Below are 26,813 nucleotides of genomic sequence, written 5' to 3'. Positions count from 1 at the left end.
TAAAACTTACCTGACATACTCGTCACAGTAGCGAGAAAACTAGTATGTAAATGACTATATGTGGAAGATCATCCAGTTTTGCAATGAATGTTAGGATTTTTTTAGGTGTGTTATAAACGGCGTCGCGAGGTAACGGGACAATGAAGACTCTGTTTGGAAAAAATTTAAAAGCGTTAAAGCAACTTCTTGTGTTTCGTCCGCCGGACGGTTCTTCTCCATTCGTCCTGCCAGAAGCTGAACATAAGGAAGATTCTGCAGGGAAAGCGGCCAAGGACTTTGACAGAGCGACTGCGCAGCACACTGCAATGCTGCAATATGCACGGCGGGTCACTGCCGCTTTAGAGAAGGTGCAAACCATCCTTAAGGGGTCATGCCGGGCCAAGGAACTGGCAATCCTAAAGCTAGAGCTGGAGGCCCTGGAAGAACAAAAAAAAGAGCTGTCGCCGCTGGTCAAGACCTATAGCCTGGAGAACAATCCTCTGGACGAACACATCAGCACCAGTCTGGAAGTAAACAGGATGGCGCTGCAGCGGATCTATAATCTGCCTGACAATAAAGACCTGATTTTGCGTAGTATTGTTATTCCTGCCACGCCGCCGGTTACGGCCAATCTGGCATTTATCGACGGGTTGGTGAATAATCAGACCATCAGTCTGAGTGTGCTGCAGCCCCTGATGCTGCTGGGAAAAGAAGAAAGGGAACTATACCGGGATAATCTGATACAGCAGTTGGTCACAAAGTACCTGCCCAGCAATCAGGTTAAGCTGGCTCAGACCATGCGGGACGTGACTGACAGCCTAAACCTGGGGGATACCGTTATTTTCTTTGACGGAGTGGCGGAAGCGGTTCTGGTGGAGACCAAAGGACAGGAACATCGGGGTGTGGACCGTCCGGCTACCGAGCAAACCGTACGCGGCAGTCAGAGCGCTTTTAGCGATACTCTTCGGGTCAATACAGGACTGGTCCGGTCTATTCTGCGCAGCAGCAACCTGACCACCGAGCTGTTTACCCTGGGCGTCCGCAGCAATACGCCCTGCGCTTTAATGTATTTAAAATCCGTGATTAATCCCCTGTTGGTAAAAGAGATGAAGCGCCGGCTGGACGGTATTAACGTGGACACCGTTTCGGATGCCGGTGCTTTGCAGAGCTTACTGGGGGATCACCCCATAGTGCCCTACCCTCAGTCCCTGTCCACCGAACGGCCGGACCGGGTTGCCGCCGCTCTGGCGGAAGGACGGCTGGCGCTTCTGCTTGACGGATCCTCTTTTGCCATTGTCGCTCCGATCAGCCTGTTCAGCTTGTTTCATGCCGCCGAAGACTTTGCGTTCTCCTGGATTGCCGGCAGTTTTGCCCGTATGCTGCGGCTGTTAGGGGCACTTTTGACGGTAAGCCTGCCGGCGCTGTATATTGCTATTGTCTATTATCATCAGGAGGCGCTTCCCACTGATATGATTCTGGCTATCGGCGCCGCCAGGGAGCGAGTGCCCATCCCATCCTTCGTGGAAATTCTGATGATGGAATTTGCCTTCGAACTCTTACGGGAAGGGGGTGTCCGGATCCCTGGCATGCTGGGCTCCACCATTGGCATTGTCGGGGCCATTATCCTGGGACAGGCCGCTGTAACAGCCAGTATTGTCAGCCCTATTACCGTGGTGATTATCGCCGTTACCGGCTTGGCTTCCTTTACCATCCCGGATTACAGTCTGGCTACTGCCATCCGTCTCACCCGGTTTATTTTTGAAGTGCTGGCCGCCCTGCTGGGACTGGTGGGGGTAGCCGGCGGACTGGTCCTGACAACCGTGCTCCTGTGCAGCATGAAATCTTTGGGGGTGCCTTACCTGGCGCCGATAGGACCCAAAACAAAGGCCGGATATGACGTGGTCATCCGGGGGCCTGTTTTTTCTCAGGAAATGAGACCGGATGAGCTAAATACCCAGGATCAGCGCCGGCAGTCCAGCGTCAGCCGGCTGTGGAAATACAAAAAACCAGCGGGAAAGGAGAAGGGCGAATGAAGAGTTATCAACCGGGACGTATGGGCCTGGCCGAAGGGCTGGCCATCGTCTTTATGCCGACCGTCAGTACCCTCTTTTGGTTAACCTGGAGTGTTGCTCTTGAACAAAGCTCGACTGCAGCCTGGATGAATCCTCTTATCAACGGCATGTCTTGTCTGCCCGTTCTATATTGTCTGCTGAAAGTCCTGGCCTGGGGTTCCGGTGATTTATATTCAGCCTGCGAGAAGCTGGTGGGAAAAACGGTTACCCAACTGATCGTCGGTTATTATATCGGTGTTTTTTTTCTCAATGTAGGCCTCCTGCTGCGTCAGTTTGCGGAAAATACACTGCTGACCGCTCTGCCGGATCTGGAGTTTATGATTTCTGTCGGCTGGTATGCGGCCGTAGTCGGCATTATCGTTTACGCCGGCATAGAAGCTGTCGGCAGAGCCAGCTACATCGTTTTACCCATGACCGTACTGGCTTTGGCGACGGTGCTTTTGCTCCTGCTGCCCCAGTATGAGTTTTTGTATCTGACCCCCTGGAGGGGGGCCGGTTTGGATCAGGTCTTTATCGGTGGATTGCGGAGCATGGGAGTCAATCTAAACATTTTAATTCCGGCTTTTTTGGCCCATAGCTTTCAAAATCTGCGGACTGTGAAATATTCCGTTCTCTATGGCTTAGGCATCAGCAGCCTCTGCAGGAGCCTGACCATTGCCGCCTATATCGCCGCTTTTGGCGCGGCAGCCGGTCAGGAAAAATTACTACCCTTTTATGAGTTGGCCCGTCTGGTCTATATTAACCGTTTTATCCAGCGAATTGAAGCCCTGATTATTTTGCTCTGGGCCATTGTTGGTATTTTAAGCATCGCCATCAACCTCTATATTGGATTGTACCTTTTAGGGCGGTTGTTCCGTTTGCCGGCTCTCAAGCCGCTTATTGCGCCGGTGCTTATTATTATTGCTGAGCTGGCCATGCTGCCTGGCGAGATGACCGGTGTCATTAATTTTTACTATTGGGCCGAACATACCTTGTATCTGGTCGGTACGGCCATTATTCCTTTCTTTTTGCTGGGTGTCAGTCTGTTTCGGAAAAGGGGGGGGAAATCGTGGCGATCCGCCGGATCATGATGATGCTGCTGGCCGTTTTCACGGTATGTTTGGCGGGCTGTTATAATGGGAAGGAAACGGATGATGTAGCCTACACCGTGATCATCGGTGTGGATCAAGCCGAAGGCGGCAAGGAAAAGGTGACTTATCAGATTGTTGTTCCCAAAGGACTAAGCGGCGGTGACGGCGGCAGCGGGGAACAGCCTAAAGGCCCTTGGCTCATAGAGAGCCTGATCGTCCCCACGCCGGCGGATTCCCGAATGATCTTAAAATCGATCATGTCCCGCACGCCTCAGTTTAGCCATATTGTAGGCTTTATCGTTTCCGAGGAAGTGGCTCGCCGGGGGATTGGCCGTAATATGTCTTATTTCACTAACAGCCGGGAATTCCGCGGCTCCATGTTTGTAATCGTTGTAAAAGGTTCGGCCGAGGAATATATCAAGCGGAACAGCCCCACCCTGGAAGCTACGCTTACCGAGTTCTACGAAGAATTTCTGGCATCCTCCAGTGAATCATCTTATTTTTTGCGTGCTACCTTTCAGGATTTTTACGTCCGGCTGAAAAATAGCGGCGGATCTCCTTATGCGGTATACAGCAGCATCAACCCAATGACCGGCGAGGACAAGCCGGCTGGCGTCAGGACGCCGGAACAAAAAGGCTCTCCTTATCTGGCGGGGGGGATCCCGCGTACCGGTACGGAAAATCCGATTGATTTCGCCGGTCTGGCCGTGTTCCGGGGCGATAAGATGGTGGGCGTATTAAACAGTGACGAGACCCGGGCGGTAGCCCTCCTGCAGGGAAGTTTCTCCCGCGGCAATATGGGAGTCGTTGATCCGCTGGCAGAGGAGGAGACCGTCAGTCTCGGTATCCGCAGTGAGTCTAAGCCGAAAATAACCGCTGAATTAGACGGCGTCAGGCCGGTATTTAATGTGGAAGTCGGCCTTGAAGCTGATATACTCGGCATTAACTCCGGGATTCATTATGAATCCTCAAAATATCGGGGTATCTTAGAAAGGCAAGCGTCCGACCTGATTGCCGGGCAGATCAGAAATATGATCCGGCATACCCAGGAACTGGGGACTGACCCGGTGGGATTTGGCCTGTATCTGCGCCCCGAATTTCGCACTACCGGTGAAATGGAAAAATCCGATATGACGGCGCTCTATCAGGCAGCTGACATCCGGGTTCATGTTTCCCTCCGCATCCGCCGGACAGGACTGATTTGGCGGACCATGCCCCAATTATAGGGAATGACGACTGTTGTAAAGGCGCCGGATATGAAGGCAAAAATGAGTTTATAGTGGAAACAGGGGAGGCTGGAATATGAAACATCCGGGGATGTCGGTTGGATTTGTCGGGATAGCAGCCCTGGTGATTCTGGCGCTGTTTTTGGGCGGCTGTAACAGTGCCAGAGAGGCCGACGATGTAGGCTATATTATGATCATCGGGGTAGACAAAGGATCCGATGGCAAACAGAAAGTCACCTATCAGATCGCCGTCCCCCGTTGGACGAAAGCCGACACGAGCAATGCCAGCGGAATGGGCGGCGGTCAAGGCTCCTCCGGGGAGCCCTGGGTGATCAGCACCATTTGGACCCCCGGTCCTGCAGAAACGCGCATGCTGCTCAATTCCACCATGTCCCGCTATCCCCTTGTCAGTCATATCAACGCCTATATTTTTTCAGAGGAAGTGGCCCGGGAAGGCCTGGGTTCCCGCATATCCTATCTGGTCCGCAGCCGTGAATTCCGCGAGACCATGTTCCTGCTCATAGTCAGGGGTTCCGTCGAGGAATATATTAAGAACAATAAGCCTGCACTGGAAACCTATGTTTATAAATTCTATGAATCGACTTTTTTATCAGCGGATGAATCCGGCTATTATATGCGAGTTCATTTTCATGATTTTTATACCAGGCTTAAAAATCATGGCGGCTCGGCGTATGCAGCATATACCGGCCTTAACCCCTACACCGGTTCGGATAAGCCGGCAGGCGCCAAAACTCCCGAGCAGACAGGACCTCCTTACCTGCCGGGAGGCATACCCCGTACCGCGACGAGCAAAGCAGGAGAATTTTTAGGGCTGGCTTTATTCCGGGGCGATAAAATGGTAGGCGTGCTGAACAGTGACGAGACCAGGGCGGTAGCTATCCTCCAGGGGAAATTATCCAGTGGCTTTATAGGCCTTGCGGATCCGCTGCAGCCGGAAAAAGAAACAGTCAATCTCAAATTTCGCCCGGAATCCCAGATCCATGCCGACTTAAACCGTGGCGTACCGGTATTTCATGTGAAAGTGCTCATTGAGGGAGAAATCCTCGGCGCCACCTCCGGCATCCCTTATGAAGCGCCTGAATACCGGAACAAATTGGAGGATCAGCTGGCCAAGCTGTTTACCGAACAGATCAGGAATATGATTCGGCATACCCAGGAGTTAGGGACAGATCCGGTGGGTTTTGGCCTGTACCTGCGGCCGAAGTTCCGGGATACCGGCGAAATGGCGAAAGCAGACCTGAACTCCCTCTATCAGAAAGCCGACGTTCAGGTTCAGGTCACTGCCCGGATCAACACCGGGCTGCAGTGGCGGACAGTACCGCCTAAGAATCAATGAACCGAAAAATGGCTGATCGGAGGAATATACGGTGAAATATTTTATATTCATTGCCGCCGGCATCGTATCCGGATTTCACGTCTATACTTACGGGCGCTGGTTAAAACAGCAGGGCAACACCGCAGGCGCCATAATGACCTTTGTGCTGGCTGCCGCCGCCATGATTCTGCCTGTTTACGCGGCGGTAAAGAGATAGTACAATATAGGCGTTAGCGGTACCAGATGTGAAGAGGAGGAGAGGGTATGCAAAAACATCAGGTTGTAATGACCGGTGCTCTCATGCCGCCGGCTCTTGAGCGGGTTCAGGCAGTCTGCGAGGTAAAGTTGTGGGATCAGGGCGGAGTCATACCGCGGGAAGTGCTGTTCGACTGGCTCCGGGACGCAGTCGGATTGGTAGTGACCGGCAAAGTGCGGGTCGATGACGAACTGCTGAGCCATGGACCCAACCTTAAGGTGATTGCTCAGTCGGCGGTTGGCTATGACAATATTGACATACCGGCCTGCATCCGGCACGGTATTCCTTTCGGCAACACTCCCGGCGTTCTGGTGGATGCCACGGCGGATCTGACCTTTACCCTGCTGTTAAGCGCCGCCCGCCGGGTGCATGAAGGCTGGAATTTTGTACGGGAGGGTCACTGGAGCCTCGGCAAAGATCTTCCCTATGGCACAGACATCAGAGGCAAGACTTTAGGCATTGTCGGCATGGGCCGGATCGGCGCCGCCGTCGCCGCCAGAGCCCGTGCTTTCGGCATGAAGATTATTTATTACAACCGGACCCCAAGGTCCGACGAGGCAGCTATCGGCGCAACGTATCAGTCCTTTGATTCTCTCCTGGCCCAGGCTGACTGCATTATTGTCCTGACGCCTTTGTCGGCAGCTACTAAAGGTCTGTTTGGACGGGAGCAGTTTGCCCGCATGAAGCCTACTGCTTATTTTGTCAACGCCTCCCGGGGCCCGGTGGTAGACACTGCCGCCCTGGTGGAAGCCCTAACCACCAGGAAAATTGCCTATGCCGCCCTGGACGTGACCGATCCCGAGCCTCTGCCGGCGGATCATCCCCTTCTGAAACTCCCTAATATTCTGGTTACTCCTCACATAGGCAGCGCCACAACCGAAACCCGCACGGCCATGTCCCAGCTGACCGCCGACAATCTGCTGGCCGGACTGGCTGGCAAACCGCTGAAGGCTTGCGTCAATGGGGAAGTGAACTATAAATAGTAATTTGTAAAACAATTGAGATGACTGGCTTGCCTGCCTTAAGATTGAGAAATTGGCGAAAGAGATTCAGTAGAATTTATACAAGCCCCCTGGCGGGAAGTAATTCCCCTGCCGGGGGGCTTTTTGGATCGCGGAGGAGTTTATTGCAGCACGTTTATACAAAATTCTCTGCAGATCATCGCAGACTGTAATATTTAACGTGGTAACACAAGTTTATAAATATGTGTGTTAGAAGAGTGTTAGATGTGGTAGAATAGTAACAGGAAAGGCGAGGGGGCTGAGAAATGGCTATTTCCGAGGGTCCTATGGTAGAACTGAAGCAGGCAGTAGTGGAAGATATCAAAAAAGAAGTAGTGGCTTTTGCGAATAGCCAGGGAGGCGCCTTGTATATCGGAATAACCGATGATGGCCGGATCGTTGGCGTGGATCATGTCGATGAAACGTCATTGCAGGTTTCCAATATGATCAGGGATGGGATCAAACCCGATGTTACAATGTTCGTGAAGTATTCCTATGAGGTTATGGAAGGAAAAAATATTATAAAAGTTATCGTGCAAAAGGGGACGGATTGTCCGTATTACATTGCCAAGAAAGGCATGCGCCCGGAAGGCGTCTATGTCCGGCAGGGTTCGTCATCCGTGCCGGCTTCAGAAAATGCCATTCGTCAAATGATTAAAGAAACAGACGGCGATACTTTCGAAAATATGCGCTCTCTGTGTCAGGAACTGACCTTTGAAGCGGCTGCCGCCGAATTTACGGCCAGAGAGGTTGCCTTTGGCGAAAGTCAGATGGTGACCCTCGGATTAGCAAATGCCGACCGTATTTACACCAACCTAGGGCTGTTATTATCAGACCAATGTCTGCATACCATCAAAGCGGCTTCATTTGAAGGTATAACTCAATCGGTGTTTAAGGACCGTAGGGAGTTCAGAGGTTCTCTCCTGAAACAAATGAATGACGCATACAGTTTCATCGATATGTATAACAAGATCAGAGCTGAGTTTTCAAAACTGCACCGAATTGACCGCCGGGATTACCCGGAAGAAGCGTTGAGGGAAGCTCTGTTAAACTCTCTGGTTCACCGTGAATACTCTTTTAGCGGCAGTACCCTCATCAACATCTTTGAAGACCGGATCGAGTTTGTATCTCTTGGCGGTTTGGTGAAGGGGCTGACTCTGAATGATATTTTGTTTGGCGTATCCCAGTGCCGCAATGAAAAATTAGCAGCGGTCTTTTATCGTCTGAAACTGATTGAAGCCTATGGCACCGGCATACAAAGAATTATGGATAGCTATCGGGACAGTGAAAAAAAGCCGCAGATAGAAGCATCTGATAATGCATTTAAAATTGTTCTGCCCAACAAAAATGTATTTTTGCCCCAAGATATATTAAAAGACAGTGAAAGATCAATTATGGAACTTGCGGTGCAACAAGCGACTATCTCCAGAAAAGATGTGGAAGGGTTATTGTCCGTTTCCCAGACCATGGCCGGCAGGCTGCTAAAACAACTGGTGGACAAGAAAATGCTAAAGACGATCGGCGGCGGCAAGGACAGAAAATATACTCTTGCCTCGCATCAAGGCTGGGAAGAATCCTTTAGAAAGGCTGCATCCTGCATCCTGGAACATGCTTCGGGCAAAACTAATTATGGTGACTGACAGCAGCGCATTCGTTGTGCGTTAAAACAAATAGCCGGTGACTTTCGGCAGGAGGTTTTCATAAAATATGGAAGAAAGATGGAATGCTATAACCCACGGCGCCGGTGCGTCTCTGGCCCTGGCCGGATTGGTCGTTTTAATTGTGTTTTCCTGCCTGTACGGTGGCATTTGGCACAGGGTCAGTTTCAGCATCTACGGCGTGTCACTGGTTTTGCTATACCTTGCCTCTACTCTATATCACAGCTTTACCAACGAAAAGTTGAAAAAGATCTTTCAAACCATCGACCATGCGGCGATTTACCTTTTAATCGCGGGCACCTATACTCCCTTTATGCTGGTGCCGCTTCACGGCCCGCTGGGATGGACGGTTTTCGGGCTGATGTGGGGCGTGGCCCTTTTGGGCATTGTGTTTCAGATTTTCTGGGGCAAGCGGTTTAAACTGCTGTCCACACTGGGCTACCTTCTCATGGGCTGGTTCATTGTGGTTTGCATCAAGCCGCTCATCGCCGCTTTGCCGGTTACAGGGCTGTGGTGGCTGGTTGCCGGCGGCCTCTTCTATACCGTCGGCTCCTTGTTCTATATCCGTCGTTGGTTTCCCTATCATCACGCTGTCTGGCATCTGTTCGTGCTGGCCGGCAGCGCGGCCCATTACATTAGTATTATTGGGTATGTGCTGCCCATCCCGGTGGGATAATACAGAAAAACGCCCTCGCAGGTACTTGGCGAGGGCGTTTTTATATGAGCATCCGACGGACAATAGACAGAAAGCCCCCGCTATGTCTGGCGGGGGTTCGCTGTAAAAGTCTTTCTTACTTTTCGGGCGTCCCCGTCCAGCGGGGAAAAAGCTGATGCTCAAATCCTAAGACATCAAGAATTTTTCCGGTCAGATGGTTTACTATCGCTTCGACGGTATCGGGCCGGGTATAGAAACCAACGCAGGGCGGCAGTAAAACAACGCCGTTATTCGATAACGCCAGCATATTCTGCAGATGAATGGAAGACAACGGCGTCTCTCTGGGCACCAAAACCAGACGCCTTTTTTCCTTAATCGCCACATCCGCCGCGCGCGAAATCAAATTGTAAGAAAATCCGCAGGCAATAGCCGCCAGTGTTTTCATGCTGCAAGGCGCGATAACCATTCCGTCAGTATGAAAGGAGCCGCTGGAAATGGATGCTGCCAGGTCATCCACCGGATGGCAGACACCGGCCAGGCTGCGAACCTGTTCCACGGTATAATCCGTTTCCATCCGGATGGTGCGCTCCGCCCACTGGCTAAGGACGAGATGGGTTTCCACCTCCAAACGGCGCAGTTCCTCCAAGATACGAATTCCCAGGATAGCGCCTGATGCACCGGTGATGGCGACAATGATGCGTTTAGGCTTCATCTTTGGAGGCTCTCCTTTCAATCACAATCATATCAGAGTATACCCAGTATCGGCCCGGCATAGCATACTAGCGCTATAACTACCGCGCCCAAAACGCCCATGAGCATCTGCGTGGTAAAATACTTTGCCGCTTCCTGCTCGCCCAGCTGCTGGCCCAGGTTTTGCATAATCAGGGCTCCGTTGGCGGAGAGAGGACCGACGGAAGAAGCGAAAGAGCCTGCGGCAACCGAGGCTATGGCCAGCTGCGGAGAAATGCCGGGGATTGCCTCAAGAATACCGGGAATCGTCGGCACCAGGGTGAGAACGCAGAGACGGGATATGGTAAACAGGGACATAAGACTGGAAGTAAAGCTTAGGAGCGGATAAACGGTGGCTGAGGACATGATGGCTGCCAGCCCTCCGCTCATCAGTTCAAACCCTTTCAGGTAGGAGGCCAGATTGATCAGCGTTCCCACACCGCAGATGAGGATCAGGGATGGCAGGGATACCTTCTTGATCACCTCGACGGTATCAATCGTTTTCAGGAGAATGCAGGCAATGGCCACAATAAGGCCGGCCCAGCCGACATCAATCCCCAGGATGGTTAGGGCCACAACCGCAAAAATGCCGGCCATGCTGATGATTTGATTCCGGTTAAATGAAGGAAGATCTTTCAAAAGCTCGGCATCCACCTGTCCCTTGGCTTTAAGGCCGCCCAGAACAAGGTAAATCACGAGAAAGCTTATCGAGAAGGCAACGATGTTAAAGGCATAAATAGGAGCCAGTTGAACCGGCAGTTTCGCCATTTCAGCCGCAGCCGTGATATTGGCCGTATATTCATTGATCGGACTGTAACAACCTGCGGCAACGCCGTAGCCTCCCGCAATGCCAAACAGCAGCGGGTTGCCGCCGGCCGCTCTGGCCAGTGAGATGCCAATGCCGCTTAGGATGGCCATGCCTGCAAGGCTGTTGATGCCGATAGAGCCAAGAATCATTCCCACGTAAAAAATGAAGAAAGGCAGCAGTTTGGCATTTTTCCCCGTTTTGGTCATCATCTTTTTTGCGAGCAGTTCCAATGAACCATTGGCCTGTGCGATGCCAAAGAACAGCATAATGCCGAACACGCGGACAAACAGCGTTGTCGGGAAGAATCCCATCAGCTTGGCATCCGGTATGCCGGCCATGCGTCCTACTAGATATGCAGCAAGCAAACCTAACAAGCCTATATGAAGGGGATTTCGCCGAAATGACCCGATGACAAAGACAAGAATAACTGCTAATAGGGAGAACAGCGCCAAATTCATAACAATTACCTCCACCTTTATTTCTCTAACAACTTTATATAACCAGAAAACATTGCGTCAGATAAATTTAAAACGGATAACGCATGAATTGTCAACATATCGGCTCGGCATGACGGGGCTGGTGGTTTTTGATGTTCCCAGGACGGTGTGAACCGTTTTTCCCAGGTCTCACATCGTCCTGGCATGACTCGCCGCCAGCCCTGAATATGCATTTGTGCGGCTTAGAATTTTCCTGCGGTTTTACGACAGATAGCTTCCCAGGTCAATGTCATTTTCACCAGGAATGCTTATGCGCAAAAATTTATCGGTCCCTTTATCCTTCATGGGTACTGTAGCATCAATGCCCATCTTGGCAGAGAGGCCGTCGTCTGTAGATGGGTCCAGCTTATTGCCGCAGGCGCCCGCTACGATGAAGACATCTCTGTCCGCCTGGCAGCGGGTGGCAATTGCCCATTCCACGTCAACGGGATCGAAAATATCAACATCCGTATCGACGACGACCACATGCTTGATTTCCTGGCTGCTGCCCAGAGCGGCAAAAATTGCATTCTTAGCCTCGCCGGCATTCTTCTTGTCGATCTGGATCACCAGGTGATAGCGGCCGGTCCCGCCCGGCGTCAGATGAACCGCTTTGGCGGTTGGCACAGCGTGCTGGATAATCTTCAATACCCCGCCTTCACGGGCAACCGCTCCCATCATGGTATGCTCGTCAGTGGCGGGAACAATGGTCTGATAGATCGGGTCCCTGCGGGATACCATGCAGGTAAGTTCGATCACTTCCCGGTCTTTCTTGGGGCCGTAGTATTTGGGATATTCGCCGAAGGGGCCTTCCGGCTGGCGGATGTTGGGCAGAATTTTGCCCTCCAGCACGATTTCCGCATGAGCAGGATACTCCAAATCTACCGTTTCCCCCTTAACCAGTTCCATCGGCTTGCCGTAGAGAGCGCCCGCGATGCCGAATTCATCAAAGCCCAGGGCGGTAATCGCCTGCGACGCAAGCAGCGTGATCGGGTCCAAGCCGATGCAAATGGCAACATCCAATGGCTGTCCGTCTTTTTCAACCATTCTGTGAAGCGCCATTAGATGCCGCGGCAGGAGAAGAACGCCCAGATGGTTTTTATCGGTAACCTGCAGCCGGTGGATGGACACGTTTCGCTCGCCGGTCTTGGGATTCTTGGCCACAACCACGCCAGCCGTAATATACTGGCCGTTGTCCTTCTCGTGATGAACGGGAATGGGCAGGTCGTACAGGTTTACGTCCTTGGTTATGCATTCTTTTACAGGCGCTTTGGCATTTTCGACAATTACCGGCGGGACGGGATTGGACTGGGCGGCGGCAAAATGCCCGCTCATTTCAGCCACCGTTACGCCCATGGCCTGGGCGTACATTTCCCGGTTGCCGGTCAAGGCGGTAACGACCGGTATCTTATTTCCTTTTGGCAGGTTTTGACCGACCGGGTGATCAAAGCAGAGAGCGTACTTGCCGCAGGTCTTCTTGCCAACCGCAGCCAGCTCAAACTCCAGCTTGATCTCTTTTTTCACATGCTTCATCAGGCCATTTTGCTCCAGGGTCTTCATCCATTCACGCAAAGATTTGCACTGCATACTGAACCTCCTCTTTTTTTATCGCAGGATTGATATATCTACACCCCTCTGTTTCAGCCACTTGGGGAGCAGAATCTTGTCAACACGGTCGCTTACCTCCGGGGCTTTCTCAATCAGCAAATCGGCCAGGGAGTCTGAACAATTCAAACCGCCCATAGCGCCGTCGAAAATAATGACCTTATCAGTACCGGTCGTCTTGTACGCAAAGTTCATGGCGCTTTCCGTTGTTTTGGCCGTCACAGCATGGCTCATGTACTCGATATTCATGGGTTCCACGTCAAAGAGATCGGCTTGCTCCTGACCGACAACCACCGTAGGGATATGGTCGGAAAAGAACGCTGACGGATAGCCGGTCCAGGCATAATTATGCACACACATTCTAATAGCCGGATTCAAGGGCGGTATCTCCGGCAAGATCGGGCTGCCGCTCTTTTTGTAGAAGGCTTCCGTGTACCAGGTATAGGGCGGCAGCGGACTTTCCATATCATACAGGTCGGTATTGGCGCCGGCAAAATTGGCGTAAATGACGCCGGCGGAAAACACATAAGGAACCGGACAAGGAAAGTCGAGCACGGCAATGCACTGATCAATTTCGCCGAAGAGAGTCATAATCTTGCCATAAAGCTGGCACCCCACAAAGGTGGCCCGGTCGTTGACAGCGTACAAATCGTTGTCGGCGTCTACGCCGATTACCCCATGCGGGCCCACATTCAGGAAAGAGGCGAAGGCGAATTTGCTCTGTACAAACTTGGACTCAAACAGAGCGCGCGCTGTAAAATTAGCGGCTCGCGGGCCCAAATTCTGATGATAGGTTGAACGGGTTTCAATGCGGGCGTAGGACATCCCGAACGGCTTTACAGCCTTATCAATCTGGCGGTGGAAATGCACTTCGCGCACATCGGTATGGTGGCAGTGCACAATCCAATCCGCATCATAGACATCCTTCAGGCCATAAAGATTGCCGATCTCAGTTTCAATCGCTATCCCCTCGTCGATTGGCGCTACTCCTTTGGTTTTTCCCGGACCAAAATGCTTGTCCAGTTCATAGCGCTTTATATACTCTTCGGTTTCGCGGAAACGCATCCCTACCCCGGCGCGGAGGCGGATATTGGTGCATCCGGTCTTTTCCTGAATGATATCCCGGGTAGCCTTGATGAGTATGGCGTAGGGATGCCCGCCCAACAGGGTAAAGCCATGATGGGAAGCCAGGATATTGACACTTTGTCCGGGTTTGATGAAACTCATGTCCACTTTGCGAAGTTCTTCCTTGGCTACCTCATAGAGCCGATCCAGGGCATCCGACGCTCCGGGATAGATCACGGGCGGCAGTTCGGGAAAAATTTCGGCCAGCCACAGTGAGCACATGCCGGGCAGTTCGGCCGCGCGCTGTTTTACCAATGCAGGATCAATACCGTATTGCGACGCTTTCGGCACGATGGGCATAATGACCGGATGCTTCAAATTCTGTCTGGCCATTTTACTCATCCCCTTTCTGCTTGGCGATTTCATCCAGCAGTTTTCGGTCTTCATCAAAGAAAAATCCCCGGCTGTTGTATTTTGCCTTGACATCCTCCGGCAGGGTCCAGGCGGTTGCTGTTTCGCCGTACCACTGCCAGCCGTTGGGATTCGGTTTTAGCTCGATTCCGGCCGCCGTAAGCATGCGCAAGAGGGGCTGAATACACTCTATCGTACAGCCGGTGCGGATACCCGTTACGGCAGATACTGCTTCCGGGGTTCTGGCGCCGGCCAGGATAGCGGCAGCCACTTCCTCAGCCCGCACGCCTACGCAATAGCATAGCACCTGCTCGGGGTTAAAGTGCGCTTTTTCACATAGGGCGCGGATTTTTTCCGGGTCCTGCCGGGATACGTCCGCCTGAATGACCAACGGATTGTCCCGTTTTACCATGGTTATGGCATAAAACGGACAACGGTCGGCGCAGTTGGCGCAGCCGCGGCATTCATCCGCCGTCACCTGCGCTTTTTTGTCTGTGACCCGGATGGCGTATACAGGGCAGACTTTTTCACAAATCTTACATCCCCTGCATATATCTGGATTGACTTGAGCCTGAATCGTAACCCTTTTCATAGCTATCGCCCCTTTAATCGTCTTATTTTTCGTTTATCCCATTGGCCGTCAAGGGCCAACAATGCCCGAAGTTTTTCGGCGATACGAGAGGAACCTGTTTTATTTATTTTTTTGTTGCTGCACCAGGGCATAGGCGACATCCACAATCATATCCTCCTGCCCCCCCACCATCTGGCGCCGGCCCAGTTCCACCAGAATATCCCTGGGGTTCAGGCCGAACTTTTCAGCCGCCCGGTAAGTATGCAAGAGGAAGCTGGAATAAACCCCGGCATAGCCAAGCATCAGTGACGCAGTATTAATCATCTGCGGGCGCTGCATGACCGGCTCAACATTTTTTTCCGCCACATCCATCAGCCCATAAATATCTACGCCGGTGTCATAACCCAGACGGTTCAATACGGCGCATAAAACCTCGATTTGAGTGTTGCCCGCACCGGCGCCCAGCCCGCGGCAGGTAGCGTCAATGTAGGTAGCCCCTTCTTCCACGGCTGCCAGTGAATTGGCTATGGCACAGCCTAAATTATTGTGGGAATGGAACCCAACCGGAATATCAATGGAGGATTTCAACAGGCTGATTCTCGCCCGGACATCATTCGGCACCATATATCCTGCGGAATCGGCAATATTGATATAATCGGCGCCGGCGTCCACGAAAATTTTCGCCTGTTCCACGATTTTTTCCGGTGAAGCCATATGACTCAGCATGAGAAACCCGACGGCCATCAGGCCCGCGCTCTTGGCATATTGAATGTGCTGAATGCCGGTATCGGCCTCGGTAACATGGGTTGCGACCCTTACCGCCGCAATGCCGCACTCTTCGGCTTCTTTCAGGTCTTCAATAGTGCCGATCCCCGGGATCAGCAAAACTGTCAGCTTGGCATTTTTCACCGCTGGTTTCGCCGCTTTTAGCAGTTCCAACTCCGGTGTTGTGGAAAATCCGTAATTGATGGATGATCCGGCGATGCCGTCTCCATGGCTCAGCTCAATCAGGCTGACTCCTGTTTTATCCAGGCTGCCGGCTATTTCCGCCGCCTGCTCCGTCGTGAAACTGTGGCTTACCGCATGGCTGCCGTCGCGAAGCGTTGTGTCGACAATGTGTATTTTTTGTTTATTCATGGTCGTGCCCGTCCTTTTTCAGCATATTCTGCGCGATCGTCTCAGCCACTTCCACGGCTGCTGCATTGATGATATCGAGATTGCCCGAATATTTCGGCAGGAAATCGCCTGCGCCTTCCACCTGAACAATCACTGTGACCTTTTCCCCGTCTACTACCGGCGGGACTCTTAACCGGTATCCGGGCACATATTTCTGGACCTTTTTCACCATTTCATTGACGTTGTGAATAATTTTTTCCCTGTCAGGATGCTTCACGATGGAATAAATCGTATTAGTCATCATCAGAGGCGGGTCCGCCGGGTTTAAGACAATGACCGCCTTGGCTTTATCGGCCCCTCCGACAATCTCCAGCGCTTTTCTGGTAGTTTCGGTGAACTCGTCGATATTGGCCCGCGTGCCGGGGCCGGCGCTTTTCGAGGACAAGCTGGCGACGATTTCCGTATAGACGGAGTCGGCGGCCTGGTTAATGGCATAGGCAATCGGCACGGTGGCCTGTCCGCCGCAGGTGACCATGTTAAAATTTTCAACATCGGCAAGGTGGGCCAAATTGACACAGGGGACCACATAAGGGCCGACCGCTGCCGGGGTCATGTCCATCACAATTTTGCCGGCGGCTTTCAGAATCGGAGCATTATGCAGGTGAGCTTTGGCGCTTGTCGCATCAAAGACGATTTTTATTTGGGGATCTGCCGCCACGGCGTCAACGCCCTGGATGGAAGTTTTAACGTTCATATTCCTGGCTCGGGTGATGCCTTCCGATTCTACAATGCCGGCAAGAAGATGCATCTGCAGATATTTGCTTCTCATAACCTTGTACATTAAGTCCGTCCCAATATTGCCGGGACCGATAATACCAACTTTTATTTTTTCCATAATATTCTTCCCTTTCCTTGTTCCCCTGAACAACTTGTACTACTGGAACCGTACGGATACGCTTCCCATGCCCTGGAAGCTGACAGTAAAGCAATCGCCGGCCTTAGCCGGCTGCGCTGCTGTGACGGCGCCGGCCAGCACGATATTCCCTTCTTTGAGTTCAATGTCGAACTCAAAGAGCTTGTTGGCCAGCCAGGCCACTGCCGCCGCGGGATTGCCCCACACCTCGGCTCCGGTTCCGCTGTTGACCAGTTCGCCGTTTTTTTCCAAAGTCATGCCCACCAGCCGCATATCGACGCTGCCGATCGGCGTCATTCTGCTTCCCAGTATAAATCTTGCGCTGGAACCGTTGTCAGCAATGGTGTCCGGCAAGGCGATTTTCCAGTCCTTGATGCGGCTGTCCACAATTTCAATCGACGGGACAACCCAGTCGGTAGCGTTATAAACATCCGCCAGGGTGACCCCGGGGCCCCGCAGGGTTTTTTTCAGGCAAAAAGCCAATTCGCCTTCCACTTTAGGCTGAATTAGGGTATCCATCAGACAGGCGTCCCCTTCCGGCAGCAGCATTTTGTCCGTCAAATGACCGTAGTCCGGTTCACTGACATGCAAAAGATTCTGCATGGCCTTGCTTGTCAGGCCGATTTTCATGCCGATGATTTTTTCGCCTGAGGCTGCTTTTCTCGCCACATTGATAAGCTGGATTTCATATGCATCTTTTATGGACATGTCGGGGTAGGTGTCAGTAAGCTTGCCGGCCTGGCTGCATTTTTTTTCGGCATTCCACAGTATTTCAGCCGCTTCTTTACAGTTCATTTTTTCCCTCCTAAATTCTCCAATCGGGTACATTTTTTCGCATTCATTACATTTCACTCAGTTTGTGACCCATTCATCCCCCTGCATTTTTTCTTTTGCAGATGCATCTCGTGATGAAATTTTTTCTGCATTAATTTTTCAGCCAGCACAGTTGCAATGCGCTGTGCCATGACTTCTTTGGGACATTGATTTTTTAAACATGCAAGCAGCTCTTGGGACGCTATCTGCACTTCATCATGGGGACCGGGAAGGGAGATCAAATAAGAAGGGCCCACAGAACCAACAGCGATGCGGACACCGTCTTTTACATGGCGTCCGGTTCCCTGCTGAAACTTTACAATATAAGGTGTAGCCGCTGCGGCGTCAATCCTTAAGACGCTCTCAACCGTCTTATCTTTATCTTCCGCCCCCACTCCCCCAGTTGTAATGATAAGTCCGTATGCGCGCGAGACTGCGTCAGACAGCGTGTATTCCATAGTATCGATATCATCTTCCAGAATATCGCCGACAGTGACCTTATACCCCTCCTTTTCGAGCAGTTCTTTTAGATAAGGAGTATTGGTGTCTTCAATCATTTTTTCTTTTAACTCAAATCCGGTAGGGAAAATGATGGCGCGCTTCGCGATGCGCCCCCGCATTTCCTCCACCATGCTGTCGACCTTTTGGCCCAGTCCGGCGGCATCTTCCGGGTTCAAACAAACAAGCCCAAGTATTCCGGCAGAGTGAATATAGGTGTCTTGGGTCGTTTCTACTCCTTCAAGTCTTGCTAGCGCACTGATGATCTGGCTCTCTTTCCCGACGATATTTTCAATAGAAATATCCTGCTTAAGGATATCCAGCGTGATATGGTTCTGGCGTACATCCACAACAAGAACCTTGGCGCTGTCAACGCCCAGAACCCCTGCCACGGTTTGAGCCAAAGACGTCAGGTTGACATTGTTCAATACAATATTATTGACCCACAGCTCGGTTTTTTGCAAAAGATTTAAGCCCATTTCTTCACCTCTTTATTTCAAAACATAACCGGCAATATGGTATGGATAAGCACATTTCTTAATTAGTTCTACATTGTAGCACTGCGTTCTTAATTTTCACTATATTATTATTGTACATCAAAATTCTGAAAAACAAAAGAGCTTTTTACGGAAGTCGTAAAATTAGTGGCGGGAGGTACATATTTTTCATTGCTGTTATTTAGATAATATTATCTATATATAATAATGTTATCATCTTTTTAATCGCTTTGAAGGGCCTTAATAAAAAATATTTCGAGTTGCAGGAATATCAAGAAAAAAGAAGAAAATAATAATACAACGAGAATGAAGTTCTACAATGTAGAACAAACGGAAGGGTACTCGCCGCCGCTCTGGCCAATGAAATATTGTTTGCGGTGTCGTTGTATCCCGGTTTGTGAATATAAAAACTTGATCCTTGCTAAGGAGGTAGCTATGAACCAGCCTAAAGATTTGCGCGACGATATTTTTGCCACTGTGCAGCATCGGGAGTTTACAGCAAACGTTACAGTATGGGATGCCGGAGTCATCTGCGGCATGCGTTGCGTCCGGGAAACTCTGGAGTCGTTGGGTGCTGTGATCCGTCATATGGAGAATGACGGCGCCGCTTTGGCAGCGGGTGATCTTGTCCTGTCCTTTACAGCGACTCCCAAGGTGATCGCTCAGGCGGAGGACATGGTGCTGGGCTACATTGCCAAGCCATCGGGGATCGCCACCGCCGCCCGCAGGGCGGTTGATCTGGCACAAGGCCGGCTGAAAGTCGTTAGCGGCGCCTGGAAGAAGATGCCCCGAGAATTTAAAGGTTTGCTGCGTGAAGCGATTACCGCAGGCGGCGCGGCCGTACGGATCACTGACCAACCTTTTGTTTATCTGGATAAAAACTACGTGCGGATTTTGGGCGGTGTGGGACCGACCCTGGCTGCTGTCAGCGGCTTGAACAGCATGGTAAAAGCAATCCAGCTGCGGGGTGAAATCGAGGATATTGCCGCTGAAACCCGGGCGGCCCTGGCCGGGAATGCGCGGATTTTGATGGTGGATACCGGCTCGAGGACTGATTTGGCAACAGTCGTGCAGACAGTGCGGGATCTTGGGGCGAGGGAGAAGGTCAGCATCGCCTTTGCCGGTCAGGTAAAAATAGCCGATATTCCGGATATGCTCAGGCTGGATGTAGACATCCTGGATGTGGGGACCCAAATCATTGACGCGCCGCTGCTGGATTTGAAGCTGGATGTGGTCTGTACGCATAGGGACTGAGCCTCACGGGGCTGTTTGCGGCAAGGAAAACGAAACCCCAAAAAGGAGGTACCGTTATGAATAAGGTGATCCATCAAAACCGGATCAAGCACCTGCAGAAAGCTATGCAGGCAGCCCATATGGACATTTGTTTAATTCTGGACAGGGAAAACCTGCTGTATTACACCGGTCTGGAACAGGTTGAATGCATGGCCGCGGTTATCCCCCGCGAAGGTCAACCGCAAGGCACTACACTGTGGCTGGATTTATCCTGGATTCAGGCTAATTGTGCCTTGGAGCAGATTAGAGGTTATCATTTCCCCGGCAAAAGTATCGGTGAATCCATTGTGGACATCATTAAAGAATATGGTTATCCCGATCCGATCATCGGCTTTGAACGATATTTTGTCGGCTTCGGTGTATATGACACCCTGCGGAAAAATTTTAACGAGCAAAAGTTTGCCAGCGCCGCTGAAATTATTTACAGGCAGCGGGCGATCAAAGAGCCCGATGAAATAGAAAAAATAAGCTGTGCTGCCAAGGCCGCTATTGCCGCTATGGCGGCGGCGGTGGCGGTGATTAAACCGGGGGTGAGAGAAATAGACATTGCGGCCCAGGCGGAATGGGCTGCAATGAAAGCCGGCTCACAGGGAACTCCGTTCAGGACGCAAATCGTATCGGGTAACAAGACACTGCTGACACACCCGTTTTCCGATGAGAAGGAAGTCAAGGCCGGCGAAATTGTCCTGCTGCATATCGGGGCCAGGTATCAGGGCTATACGGCCAAGCTGTGCCGGACTGTCGCTGTTGGCGTCATTCCCGAGGAACAGAGAAAGATTTATTCGATTCTGCGAGAAGCTCAGCAAGCCTGTATTGAGGCGATGCAGCCCGGCAGGCCGGTATGCGAGATCGATCTGGCTGCCAGGCAGGTCATTGAAAACTACGGTTATGGCCATCAATTTTTAGATATAATTGGCTACGGCGTGGGACTGCGCCAGTCAGAATTCTACCCGATGATCGGCAAGCCGTTCCGATATTCGCTGGAGAGGGACATGGTGGTAGATGTTTTGCTGCCATCGATTTACAAGCCTGTTGTCGGAGGACCGCGCCTGACAGATACCCTCTGGGTGAACCAAGATGGAGTGGTGAATTTAACGGAGTACCCGCGGGATCTAATACAGATTTAACCTGATAGGGTATAATACAAAATAGCAAATATTTGCGGGGAGAAGACTTTTTATGGCAAACAGTACGGCAAACGTCCATATGATCCAATCGGTCCAGCGGGCGCTAAGCATCTTAGAGGAATTCAGCATTAAGGAAAAAGAACTGGGTGTAACTGAAATCGCCAAGCGAGTGGGGTTAAATAAAAGCACCTGCTTTGGCTTGTTGAACACGCTGCAGGCGCTGGGTTATATAGAGCAGAATTCCGATAACGGCAAGTATCGACTGGGCCTTAAGCTGTTCCTGCTGGGCCAGGTTTACGAGGCTGGTTTGGAAATCCGGGACATTGCCGGTCCGTTTTTACAGCACTTGGCGGATTTGTTTCAGGAAACGGTTCACTTGGTTGTCCGGGAGGGGATGAATGCAGTATATGTGGATAAAGTGGAAGGACCCCAGGGCATACGCATGTATTCCCAGATCGGACGGCGGGTGCCCCTGCATGCTACCGGCGTGGGGAAAGCGATGCTGGCCTTTTTTTCCGAGACGGATTTTGACAGCGTTGCAGCGAAAGGGTTGCCCCAGTTCACCGCCAACACCATAACCGACGAAACTAAATTGCGGAGTCAAATGGCTTTAATTCGGCAACGTGGCTACAGTATTGACGATGAAGAGATTGAAATCGGTCTCAGATGCGTGGCGGCGCCGATCTTTAACCACCGCGGGGAAGCGATTGCCGCTTTCAGTGTGGCCGGTCCCAGTATGCGCATGACCTATGAGAAAATGAACGAGTTGACCCAACTGGTGCGGGAAACGTCCCTGAAAGTGTCGACCCGTTTGGGTTATATCGTTCCATCAATCCATCAATAAAGTAGAGGTATACATGAAGACGATTTACCTGGACTGTTTTGCCGGCATCAGCGGCAATATGTTTATCGGCGCTCTGCTGGACGCAGGGGTGCCCCTGGCGCATCTGGAGGCGGAACTGCAAAAATTGCCTGTTGCCAACTATAAACTGATTATGGAACGGGTGTCGAAATGCGGTATCCATGCCTGTTATTTTGATGTAAAAGTTAAGCAATGGTTCCAGCCTTCCCGCAATCTGGCCGATATCCTCAAAATCCTTAATGAAAGTCGGTTGTCCGACTGGGTAAAAGACCGGTCAGCCAAAGTTTTCACATGCTTGGCGGCGGCTGAAGCCAAAGTGCATGGATCTACGCCGGATGAGGTGCATTTTCATGAGGTCGGCGCCGTGGATGCCATTGTGGATGTGGTTGGCACGATGGTTGGGTTGGAATATCTGGGTATTGAGCGCGTAGCTGCATCCAGCCTGCATGTCGGATCAGGTTTTGTCAAGTGCAGCCATGGGCGCATGCCGGTGCCGGCGCCAGCTACAGCCGAGATCCTGAAGGGAGTTCCCTTTTATTTTACTGAGATTAAGGGGGAGCTGGTTACTCCGACCGGCGCGGCTCTGACTGTCACCCTGGCTGAGTCATTCGGAACCATGCCGCCGGGCTTTAAGGCCGAACGCATCGCCTACGGCGCCGGTACCATGGATCTGAATATTGCCAATGTTTTGCGGATCTATGCGGGCAACAGCAGCGCCGGCCGGGATCATGGCGACCACTGTGGCGTCAGGATCATTGAAACCAATATTGATGATCTTAACCCGCAGATTTACGGGTATGTAATGGAGTTGCTGCTGCAAAGCGGGGCTATGGACGTATTTTACACACCGGTCATGATGAAGAAAAATCGTCCTGGCACTAAGGTTACCGTAATCGCAAATGCAGCGAATCTCGATGCCGTTGCCGCGATTCTTTTCCGGGAAACAAGCACGACCGGCCTGAGAATCCTTCCCTGTGAATGCCGCCATTTACAACGGGAAATCATCACGGTAGATACCGATTGGGGGGCAGTCAGGGTTAAGTTTGCACGGAACGGAGAGCAGGTGCTTAATGCCGCTCCGGAGTACGAAGATTGCCGCAGGCTGGCGCAAGAACACGGTATACCGCTCAAGATTATTCAACAGCAGGCTATGAAGCAAGTGGCACTTTCAATGAAATTTTCCGGTTAGAACCGAGTTTATAAAAAGTCACTTTAATTTTCCAGAAGGGGGCCCGAAAATTGAGAATCACCAGCATCCGAACGAAATTATTACTGATTTTTTTACCGTTTTTTCTCTTGTCTTTTGGAGTCTTATCCGGGATCAGCCACTATTTATCACAGCAATTTTTAACTAACAGCGTCAACGAGACCGCCCGGTCCATCGGCAAAGACTATGCCAGCCGTATCGAGGCCGAAGTCCGGACGGCAATGATTCATTTGGAAGACTTGACCAGTGTTCCTGCCATACGCAGCGGGGTGAACAATGGGCAGATGATTGCAGCGCTGGATGAGGCGCATCAAAGAATCGGCAAATTTGCCTCGGTGAGCTTCATCTTTCCGGATGGCTTCACAGTCCGTATGGATGGCAGCACTATGCAGCTTGGCGATCGAGACTACTTCAAGAAGGCAATGGCAACCCAAAAGCCGGCTGTCTCCGACCCGGTGATGACCAAACTGGCCCAAAAAGCATCGGTAGTATTGGCTGTGCCGGTACACGACCAGGGGCGGTTGACCGGAGTGCTGATCGGTACATATACGCTGGATACCATGACCGAACTGGCGAAAGAGGTGCGGTTCAAAGACACTGGTTACGGCTTTGTCGTCAATAGCAACGGCACTATGCTCGCCCATGCCAAGAAGCCGGAGCTGGTTTTTAATCTGGATCTCACCAAGAAGCAGATTGATCCGGCGCTGAAACTGCCGGAAACTGCACTGGATGATAACCTGATCCAGCTGTTTGCAGCCGGCGCCGGGAGCCAGACGCTAGGCACATACACCTTCGGCGGCGCTAAGCAGGTTGGCGTGTTTACACCGATCATTCTGCCGGGTGACCAGCGCTGGGTTATGGCGGTTACGGCGCCGGAGGCGGAGGTTACCAAGGAAACAGCTACCCTGACCCGGACGCTGCTGCTCGTATCCCTGGCCTTTATCGCCATGGCTGCAATCTTCATTTTCATGATGAGCAAGCGGGTCGTAATGCCCATCCAGCTGATCCGGGACGAGTGCATGTTATTGACGCAGGGGGATCTGCGGGAACGAAAGGTAGCGGTCTTTTCGGGAGATGAAATTGGCCATTTGGCGCAAGGCTTTCGTGAAATGAGGGCCAACCTGCATTCTTTGGTCACAAAGGTGCAGTCACAGTCTGAGCAGGTAGCCGCTTCCAGCGAGGAATTGACTGCGAACGCGCAACAGGCGGCAAATGCCGCCAATCAAGTCACCGGTTCGATTACCGGGATTGCCCAGGGTACGGAAAAACAGGCGGCTGCGGCGGGGCACAGCTCGGCTGTTGCCGAGGAGATATCAGCGAGTACGGAACAGATTTCCGCTACAGCGCGGGAGGTTGCCGAGATCGCAATGAGCACGTCTCAGGAAGCGGAACAAGGCAGTCAGGCCGTGGAACAGGCAGTCGAGCAGATGAACCGGATCGGGCAGGGCTCCGAGGACGTGCAGGCCGCTATTGCCGAGCTCGCCCAGGGAGCACGGGTAATCAGTGAAATCGTCGACCTCATCTCCAACATCGCCGGGCAGACCAACCTGCTGGCGCTCAATGCCGCCATTGAGGCTGCCAGGGCGGGAGAGCATGGCAGAGGCTTCGCGGTGGTGGCGGAAGAAGTGCGAAAACTGGCGGAAGAGTCAAACCAGGCTGCGCAGCAGATTGGGGCGCTGAACCAAAAGAATCAGGCGAATATGGAACAGGCCGTTGCCGCAACCAAGGCGGCCACCGAAGGGGCTAAGGCGGGGATTACGGTGGTCAACTCCGCCGGAGAAACGTTTAAGAAGATTGTCGGCTCGATCCTGCTGCTCTCCCGGCAGATTCAGGAAATCTCCGAATCGATTCATCAGATGACCGACGGCAGTCAGACGCTGGCAACTTCGATTCAGGAAATTGATAAAGTGAGCCGGAACAATGCGGCAGAGTCGCAGACCGTTTCGGCCGCGACCGAAGAACAGTCGGCGTCCATGCAGGAAATCGCCTCCGCCAGTCAAAGCCTCGCCTCCTTGGCCGGAGACTTACAGGCAGCGGTGGCCAGATTCCGTGTCTAGAGCATAGAGTAACTTCCAATAAAGGGACTGGCCTAAAGGTCAGTCCCTTTTGTCAACAAAAAGAAGAAGCTCACCATAACAGTGGGCTTCCCTTTCCTAACTTTCTCTTTTCAGCGACAATGCGATTTTGGCATTTAATTCAATTAACTGCTGTACGATATCCGGTTCCAGCCCGTATTGCCGAGCGGCGGCAATGACCTTTTCCCAGCCGGGATCTTCCGCCGACGGGTAAGCGCAGCCGTTCTCCTGAATAAAACTGGACTCAGACGTTAAGGCTGCCTTTGCCGGTTTATAGCCAACCAGCCAATCGACGCTCACCTTAAAAAAATCGGCGATGCGGCATAGAGTGGCAACATCCGGCTCCCGGCGGTTTATTTCCCAGGAAGCCAGCGTGGAACGGTCTACCTGCAGTATGTCGGCTAAAGCCTCTTGTGTTAAATTTTGCCGTAATTGACGCAGCTGCTTAATTTTACCGCCCAGGGTTTCCGAAATCTCCATAGGCCACTCTCCTCACTATTACGATAGCGTGCTTATGGAAACACTTCAATTGTTATGCCTCTAAGACACAAATAAGGGAGGAATTGTAAACGGTTTAGCGAAATAGTGTCATGTAGACACAGGAAGGAACAGGTCGATTTATGAAGTAAAGGGGCGTAGTAGATGTGTTCGTGAAGCTTGCAGAAAATCTTAAACCGCCGCCCAAGCGGATAGGGACCCATTACGGTAAAACCCGCATAGCGGCAGGCCGGGTCTGCCGACAGGAACTGATCGGCCAAATTGCCATTGGGGTGGCCCATGAAATCAGAAATCCACTTACGGTGATCAAAGGATACTTGCAGTTTTTGGAACACAAACCGGCATCGCGGCTGCCGGAAACACTGGATATCATATTGCAGGAAGTGGACCGGATTGAGGCTTTGCTTGCCGATTTCATATCCGTGGCACGGAATAAGGCAATCGTTAAAAAACCGGAAAATTTGAACCGGATTCTGGAAGAGTATTATCCGGTCATGGCGGCATATGCAGCCAGCTATTCCATCGCCGTTGAACTAAGCCTGGGGGAGCGCATTCCCGTACTGGATTTAAGCCAGCCGGAGATTCAGCAGTTGGTCATGCATCTGGTGCGCAACGGGGTGGAAGCCATGCCGGCAGCCGGCCGGTTAGCGGTGGGAACGGTCCGTGAAGCCGGCGTTGTTGTACTGTATATCCGTGATGAGGGGATAGGCATTCCGGCGGAGCAACTGGAAAGGATTTTTGATCCCTTTTACACCACCAAAGCCGGCAGTACCGGCCTTGGCTTGGCCATCGTCCTCGGCATTGCCGAAAGGCATCAGGGGAAGATTGAAATCTTATCCCAAGTCAATGTTGGCACTACCTTGCGTATATTATTTCCAATTTCACGGGCACAGTTATAAGGCATTGGGCTGGGGCTAGTCTGACATATGCTGACGAAGGTGATCATGCAGCGGGATTCTGTGGCGTTTAACCGAATCGGTTGAACGCCGTCTCTAT

24 protein-coding genes are annotated in these 26,813 nt (G+C 51.8%); 14 read left to right on the top strand and 10 right to left on the bottom strand.

Features of this window, described 5'->3' with window-relative positions; genetic code table 11:
• The first annotated feature begins 140 nt into the window (after window positions 1-140).
• From ALO_RS08010 to trhA, 8 genes are all read left to right on the top strand, one after another.
• The gene (locus tag ALO_RS08010) at window positions 141-2,012 is read left to right on the top strand and encodes a spore germination protein (protein ID WP_004094604.1); all 1,872 of its coding nucleotides are present in this window, start codon (window positions 141-143) and stop codon (window positions 2,010-2,012) included.
• A complete protein-coding gene (locus tag ALO_RS08005) occupies window positions 2,009-3,121 on the top strand; it encodes a GerAB/ArcD/ProY family transporter (RefSeq protein ID WP_004094603.1) in 1,113 nt (370 codons plus the stop codon). The genes ALO_RS08010 and ALO_RS08005 overlap by 4 nt, the downstream gene beginning before the upstream one ends.
• Window positions 3,100-4,347 (top strand): Ger(x)C family spore germination protein, encoded by a 1,248-nt coding sequence (locus tag ALO_RS08000; RefSeq protein ID WP_004094602.1) that lies wholly within the window; start codon window positions 3,100-3,102, stop codon window positions 4,345-4,347. The genes ALO_RS08005 and ALO_RS08000 overlap by 22 nt, the downstream gene beginning before the upstream one ends.
• A gap of 76 nt (window positions 4,348-4,423) precedes the next feature.
• Window positions 4,424-5,704, top strand: coding sequence for a Ger(x)C family spore germination protein (locus ALO_RS07995; protein ID WP_004094600.1), 1,281 nt, complete (start codon window positions 4,424-4,426; stop codon window positions 5,702-5,704).
• Window positions 5,705-5,735: 31 nt separating this feature from the next.
• Window positions 5,736-5,900, top strand: coding sequence for a hypothetical protein (locus ALO_RS22385; protein WP_004094598.1), 165 nt, complete (start codon window positions 5,736-5,738; stop codon window positions 5,898-5,900).
• Between the two features lie 47 nt (window positions 5,901-5,947).
• Window positions 5,948-6,922, top strand: a complete 975-nt coding sequence (locus ALO_RS07990; RefSeq protein ID WP_004094595.1) for a 2-hydroxyacid dehydrogenase — start codon at window positions 5,948-5,950, stop codon at window positions 6,920-6,922.
• 284 nt (window positions 6,923-7,206) lie between these two features.
• The gene (locus ALO_RS07985) at window positions 7,207-8,580 is read left to right on the top strand and encodes an RNA-binding domain-containing protein (RefSeq protein WP_004094593.1); all 1,374 of its coding nucleotides are present in this window, start codon (window positions 7,207-7,209) and stop codon (window positions 8,578-8,580) included.
• A gap of 67 nt (window positions 8,581-8,647) precedes the next feature.
• Entirely contained in the window at window positions 8,648-9,274 is a 627-nt protein-coding gene (trhA, locus tag ALO_RS07980) for a PAQR family membrane homeostasis protein TrhA (protein ID WP_004094590.1), read from the top strand.
• Between the two features lie 115 nt (window positions 9,275-9,389).
• Here the strand turns inward: trhA and ALO_RS07975 are convergent, their stop codons facing one another.
• The 9 genes from ALO_RS07975 to ALO_RS07935 form a co-directional block, all read right to left on the bottom strand.
• On the bottom strand, window positions 9,390-9,965 hold the full coding sequence (locus tag ALO_RS07975) for a UbiX family flavin prenyltransferase (protein WP_004094587.1): 576 nt from the start codon (window positions 9,963-9,965) through the stop codon (window positions 9,390-9,392).
• A gap of 32 nt (window positions 9,966-9,997) precedes the next feature.
• On the bottom strand, window positions 9,998-11,248 hold the full coding sequence (locus tag ALO_RS07970; protein ID WP_004094584.1) for an SLC13 family permease: 1,251 nt from the start codon (window positions 11,246-11,248) through the stop codon (window positions 9,998-10,000).
• Window positions 11,249-11,488: 240 nt separating this feature from the next.
• Entirely contained in the window at window positions 11,489-12,853 is a 1,365-nt protein-coding gene (locus ALO_RS07965) for a UbiD family decarboxylase (protein ID WP_004094583.1), read from the bottom strand.
• An 18-nt stretch (window positions 12,854-12,871) separates the two neighbouring features.
• Window positions 12,872-14,329 carry a hypothetical protein gene (locus tag ALO_RS07960; protein WP_004094582.1) on the bottom strand — a complete coding sequence of 486 codons (1,458 nt, stop codon included), beginning with the start codon at window positions 14,327-14,329 and terminating at the stop codon, window positions 12,872-12,874.
• Between the two features lies 1 nt (window position 14,330).
• Entirely contained in the window at window positions 14,331-14,939 is a 609-nt protein-coding gene (locus ALO_RS07955) for a (2Fe-2S)-binding protein (protein ID WP_004094580.1), read from the bottom strand.
• Between the two features lie 99 nt (window positions 14,940-15,038).
• Window positions 15,039-16,055 carry a 4-hydroxy-2-oxovalerate aldolase gene (gene dmpG, locus ALO_RS07950; RefSeq protein ID WP_004094579.1) on the bottom strand — a complete coding sequence of 339 codons (1,017 nt, stop codon included), beginning with the start codon at window positions 16,053-16,055 and terminating at the stop codon, window positions 15,039-15,041.
• A complete protein-coding gene (locus tag ALO_RS07945) occupies window positions 16,048-16,929 on the bottom strand; it encodes an acetaldehyde dehydrogenase (acetylating) (RefSeq protein WP_004094578.1) in 882 nt (293 codons plus the stop codon). Before ALO_RS07945 ends, dmpG begins: the two co-directional genes overlap by 8 nt.
• A gap of 39 nt (window positions 16,930-16,968) precedes the next feature.
• A complete protein-coding gene (locus tag ALO_RS07940; protein WP_004094576.1) occupies window positions 16,969-17,742 on the bottom strand; it encodes a 2-keto-4-pentenoate hydratase in 774 nt (257 codons plus the stop codon).
• Between the two features lie 53 nt (window positions 17,743-17,795).
• Window positions 17,796-18,737: a molybdopterin-binding protein gene (locus ALO_RS07935; protein ID WP_004094575.1), complete on the bottom strand. Its 942-nt coding sequence runs from the start codon at window positions 18,735-18,737 to the stop codon at window positions 17,796-17,798.
• A gap of 453 nt (window positions 18,738-19,190) precedes the next feature.
• Between ALO_RS07935 and ALO_RS07930 the strand changes: the two genes are divergently transcribed.
• The 5 genes from ALO_RS07930 to ALO_RS07910 are packed head-to-tail and all read left to right on the top strand — an operon-like array spanning window position 19,191 to window position 25,301.
• Window positions 19,191-20,009: a nicotinate-nucleotide pyrophosphorylase gene (locus tag ALO_RS07930; protein ID WP_004094569.1), complete on the top strand. Its 819-nt coding sequence runs from the start codon at window positions 19,191-19,193 to the stop codon at window positions 20,007-20,009.
• Window positions 20,010-20,065: 56 nt separating this feature from the next.
• The gene (locus tag ALO_RS07925; protein WP_004094568.1) at window positions 20,066-21,175 is read left to right on the top strand and encodes a M24 family metallopeptidase; all 1,110 of its coding nucleotides are present in this window, start codon (window positions 20,066-20,068) and stop codon (window positions 21,173-21,175) included.
• A gap of 52 nt (window positions 21,176-21,227) precedes the next feature.
• Window positions 21,228-22,019: an IclR family transcriptional regulator gene (locus tag ALO_RS07920; RefSeq protein WP_004094566.1), complete on the top strand. Its 792-nt coding sequence runs from the start codon at window positions 21,228-21,230 to the stop codon at window positions 22,017-22,019.
• A gap of 13 nt (window positions 22,020-22,032) precedes the next feature.
• On the top strand, window positions 22,033-23,226 hold the full coding sequence (gene larC, locus ALO_RS07915) for a nickel pincer cofactor biosynthesis protein LarC (protein ID WP_004094564.1): 1,194 nt from the start codon (window positions 22,033-22,035) through the stop codon (window positions 23,224-23,226).
• A gap of 50 nt (window positions 23,227-23,276) precedes the next feature.
• Complete coding sequence (locus tag ALO_RS07910; RefSeq protein WP_004094560.1) at window positions 23,277-25,301, top strand: methyl-accepting chemotaxis protein; 2,025 nt, start codon at window positions 23,277-23,279, stop codon at window positions 25,299-25,301.
• Window positions 25,302-25,397: 96 nt separating this feature from the next.
• Here the strand turns inward: ALO_RS07910 and ALO_RS07905 are convergent, their stop codons facing one another.
• Window positions 25,398-25,799: a helix-turn-helix domain-containing protein gene (locus tag ALO_RS07905; RefSeq protein WP_004094558.1), complete on the bottom strand. Its 402-nt coding sequence runs from the start codon at window positions 25,797-25,799 to the stop codon at window positions 25,398-25,400.
• 164 nt (window positions 25,800-25,963) lie between these two features.
• Here ALO_RS07905 and ALO_RS07900 point away from each other — a divergent pair, with 164 nt between their 5' ends.
• Window positions 25,964-26,716 carry a two-component system sensor histidine kinase NtrB gene (locus tag ALO_RS07900; protein WP_004094557.1) on the top strand — a complete coding sequence of 251 codons (753 nt, stop codon included), beginning with the start codon at window positions 25,964-25,966 and terminating at the stop codon, window positions 26,714-26,716.
• Window positions 26,717-26,813: the final 97 nt, after the last annotated feature.

The sequence above is a fragment of the Acetonema longum DSM 6540 genome (assembly GCF_000219125.1).
Lineage (GTDB): Bacteria > Bacillota > Negativicutes > Sporomusales > Acetonemataceae > Acetonema > Acetonema longum.
This window is presented reverse-complemented; position numbering and strand designations above follow the sequence as displayed.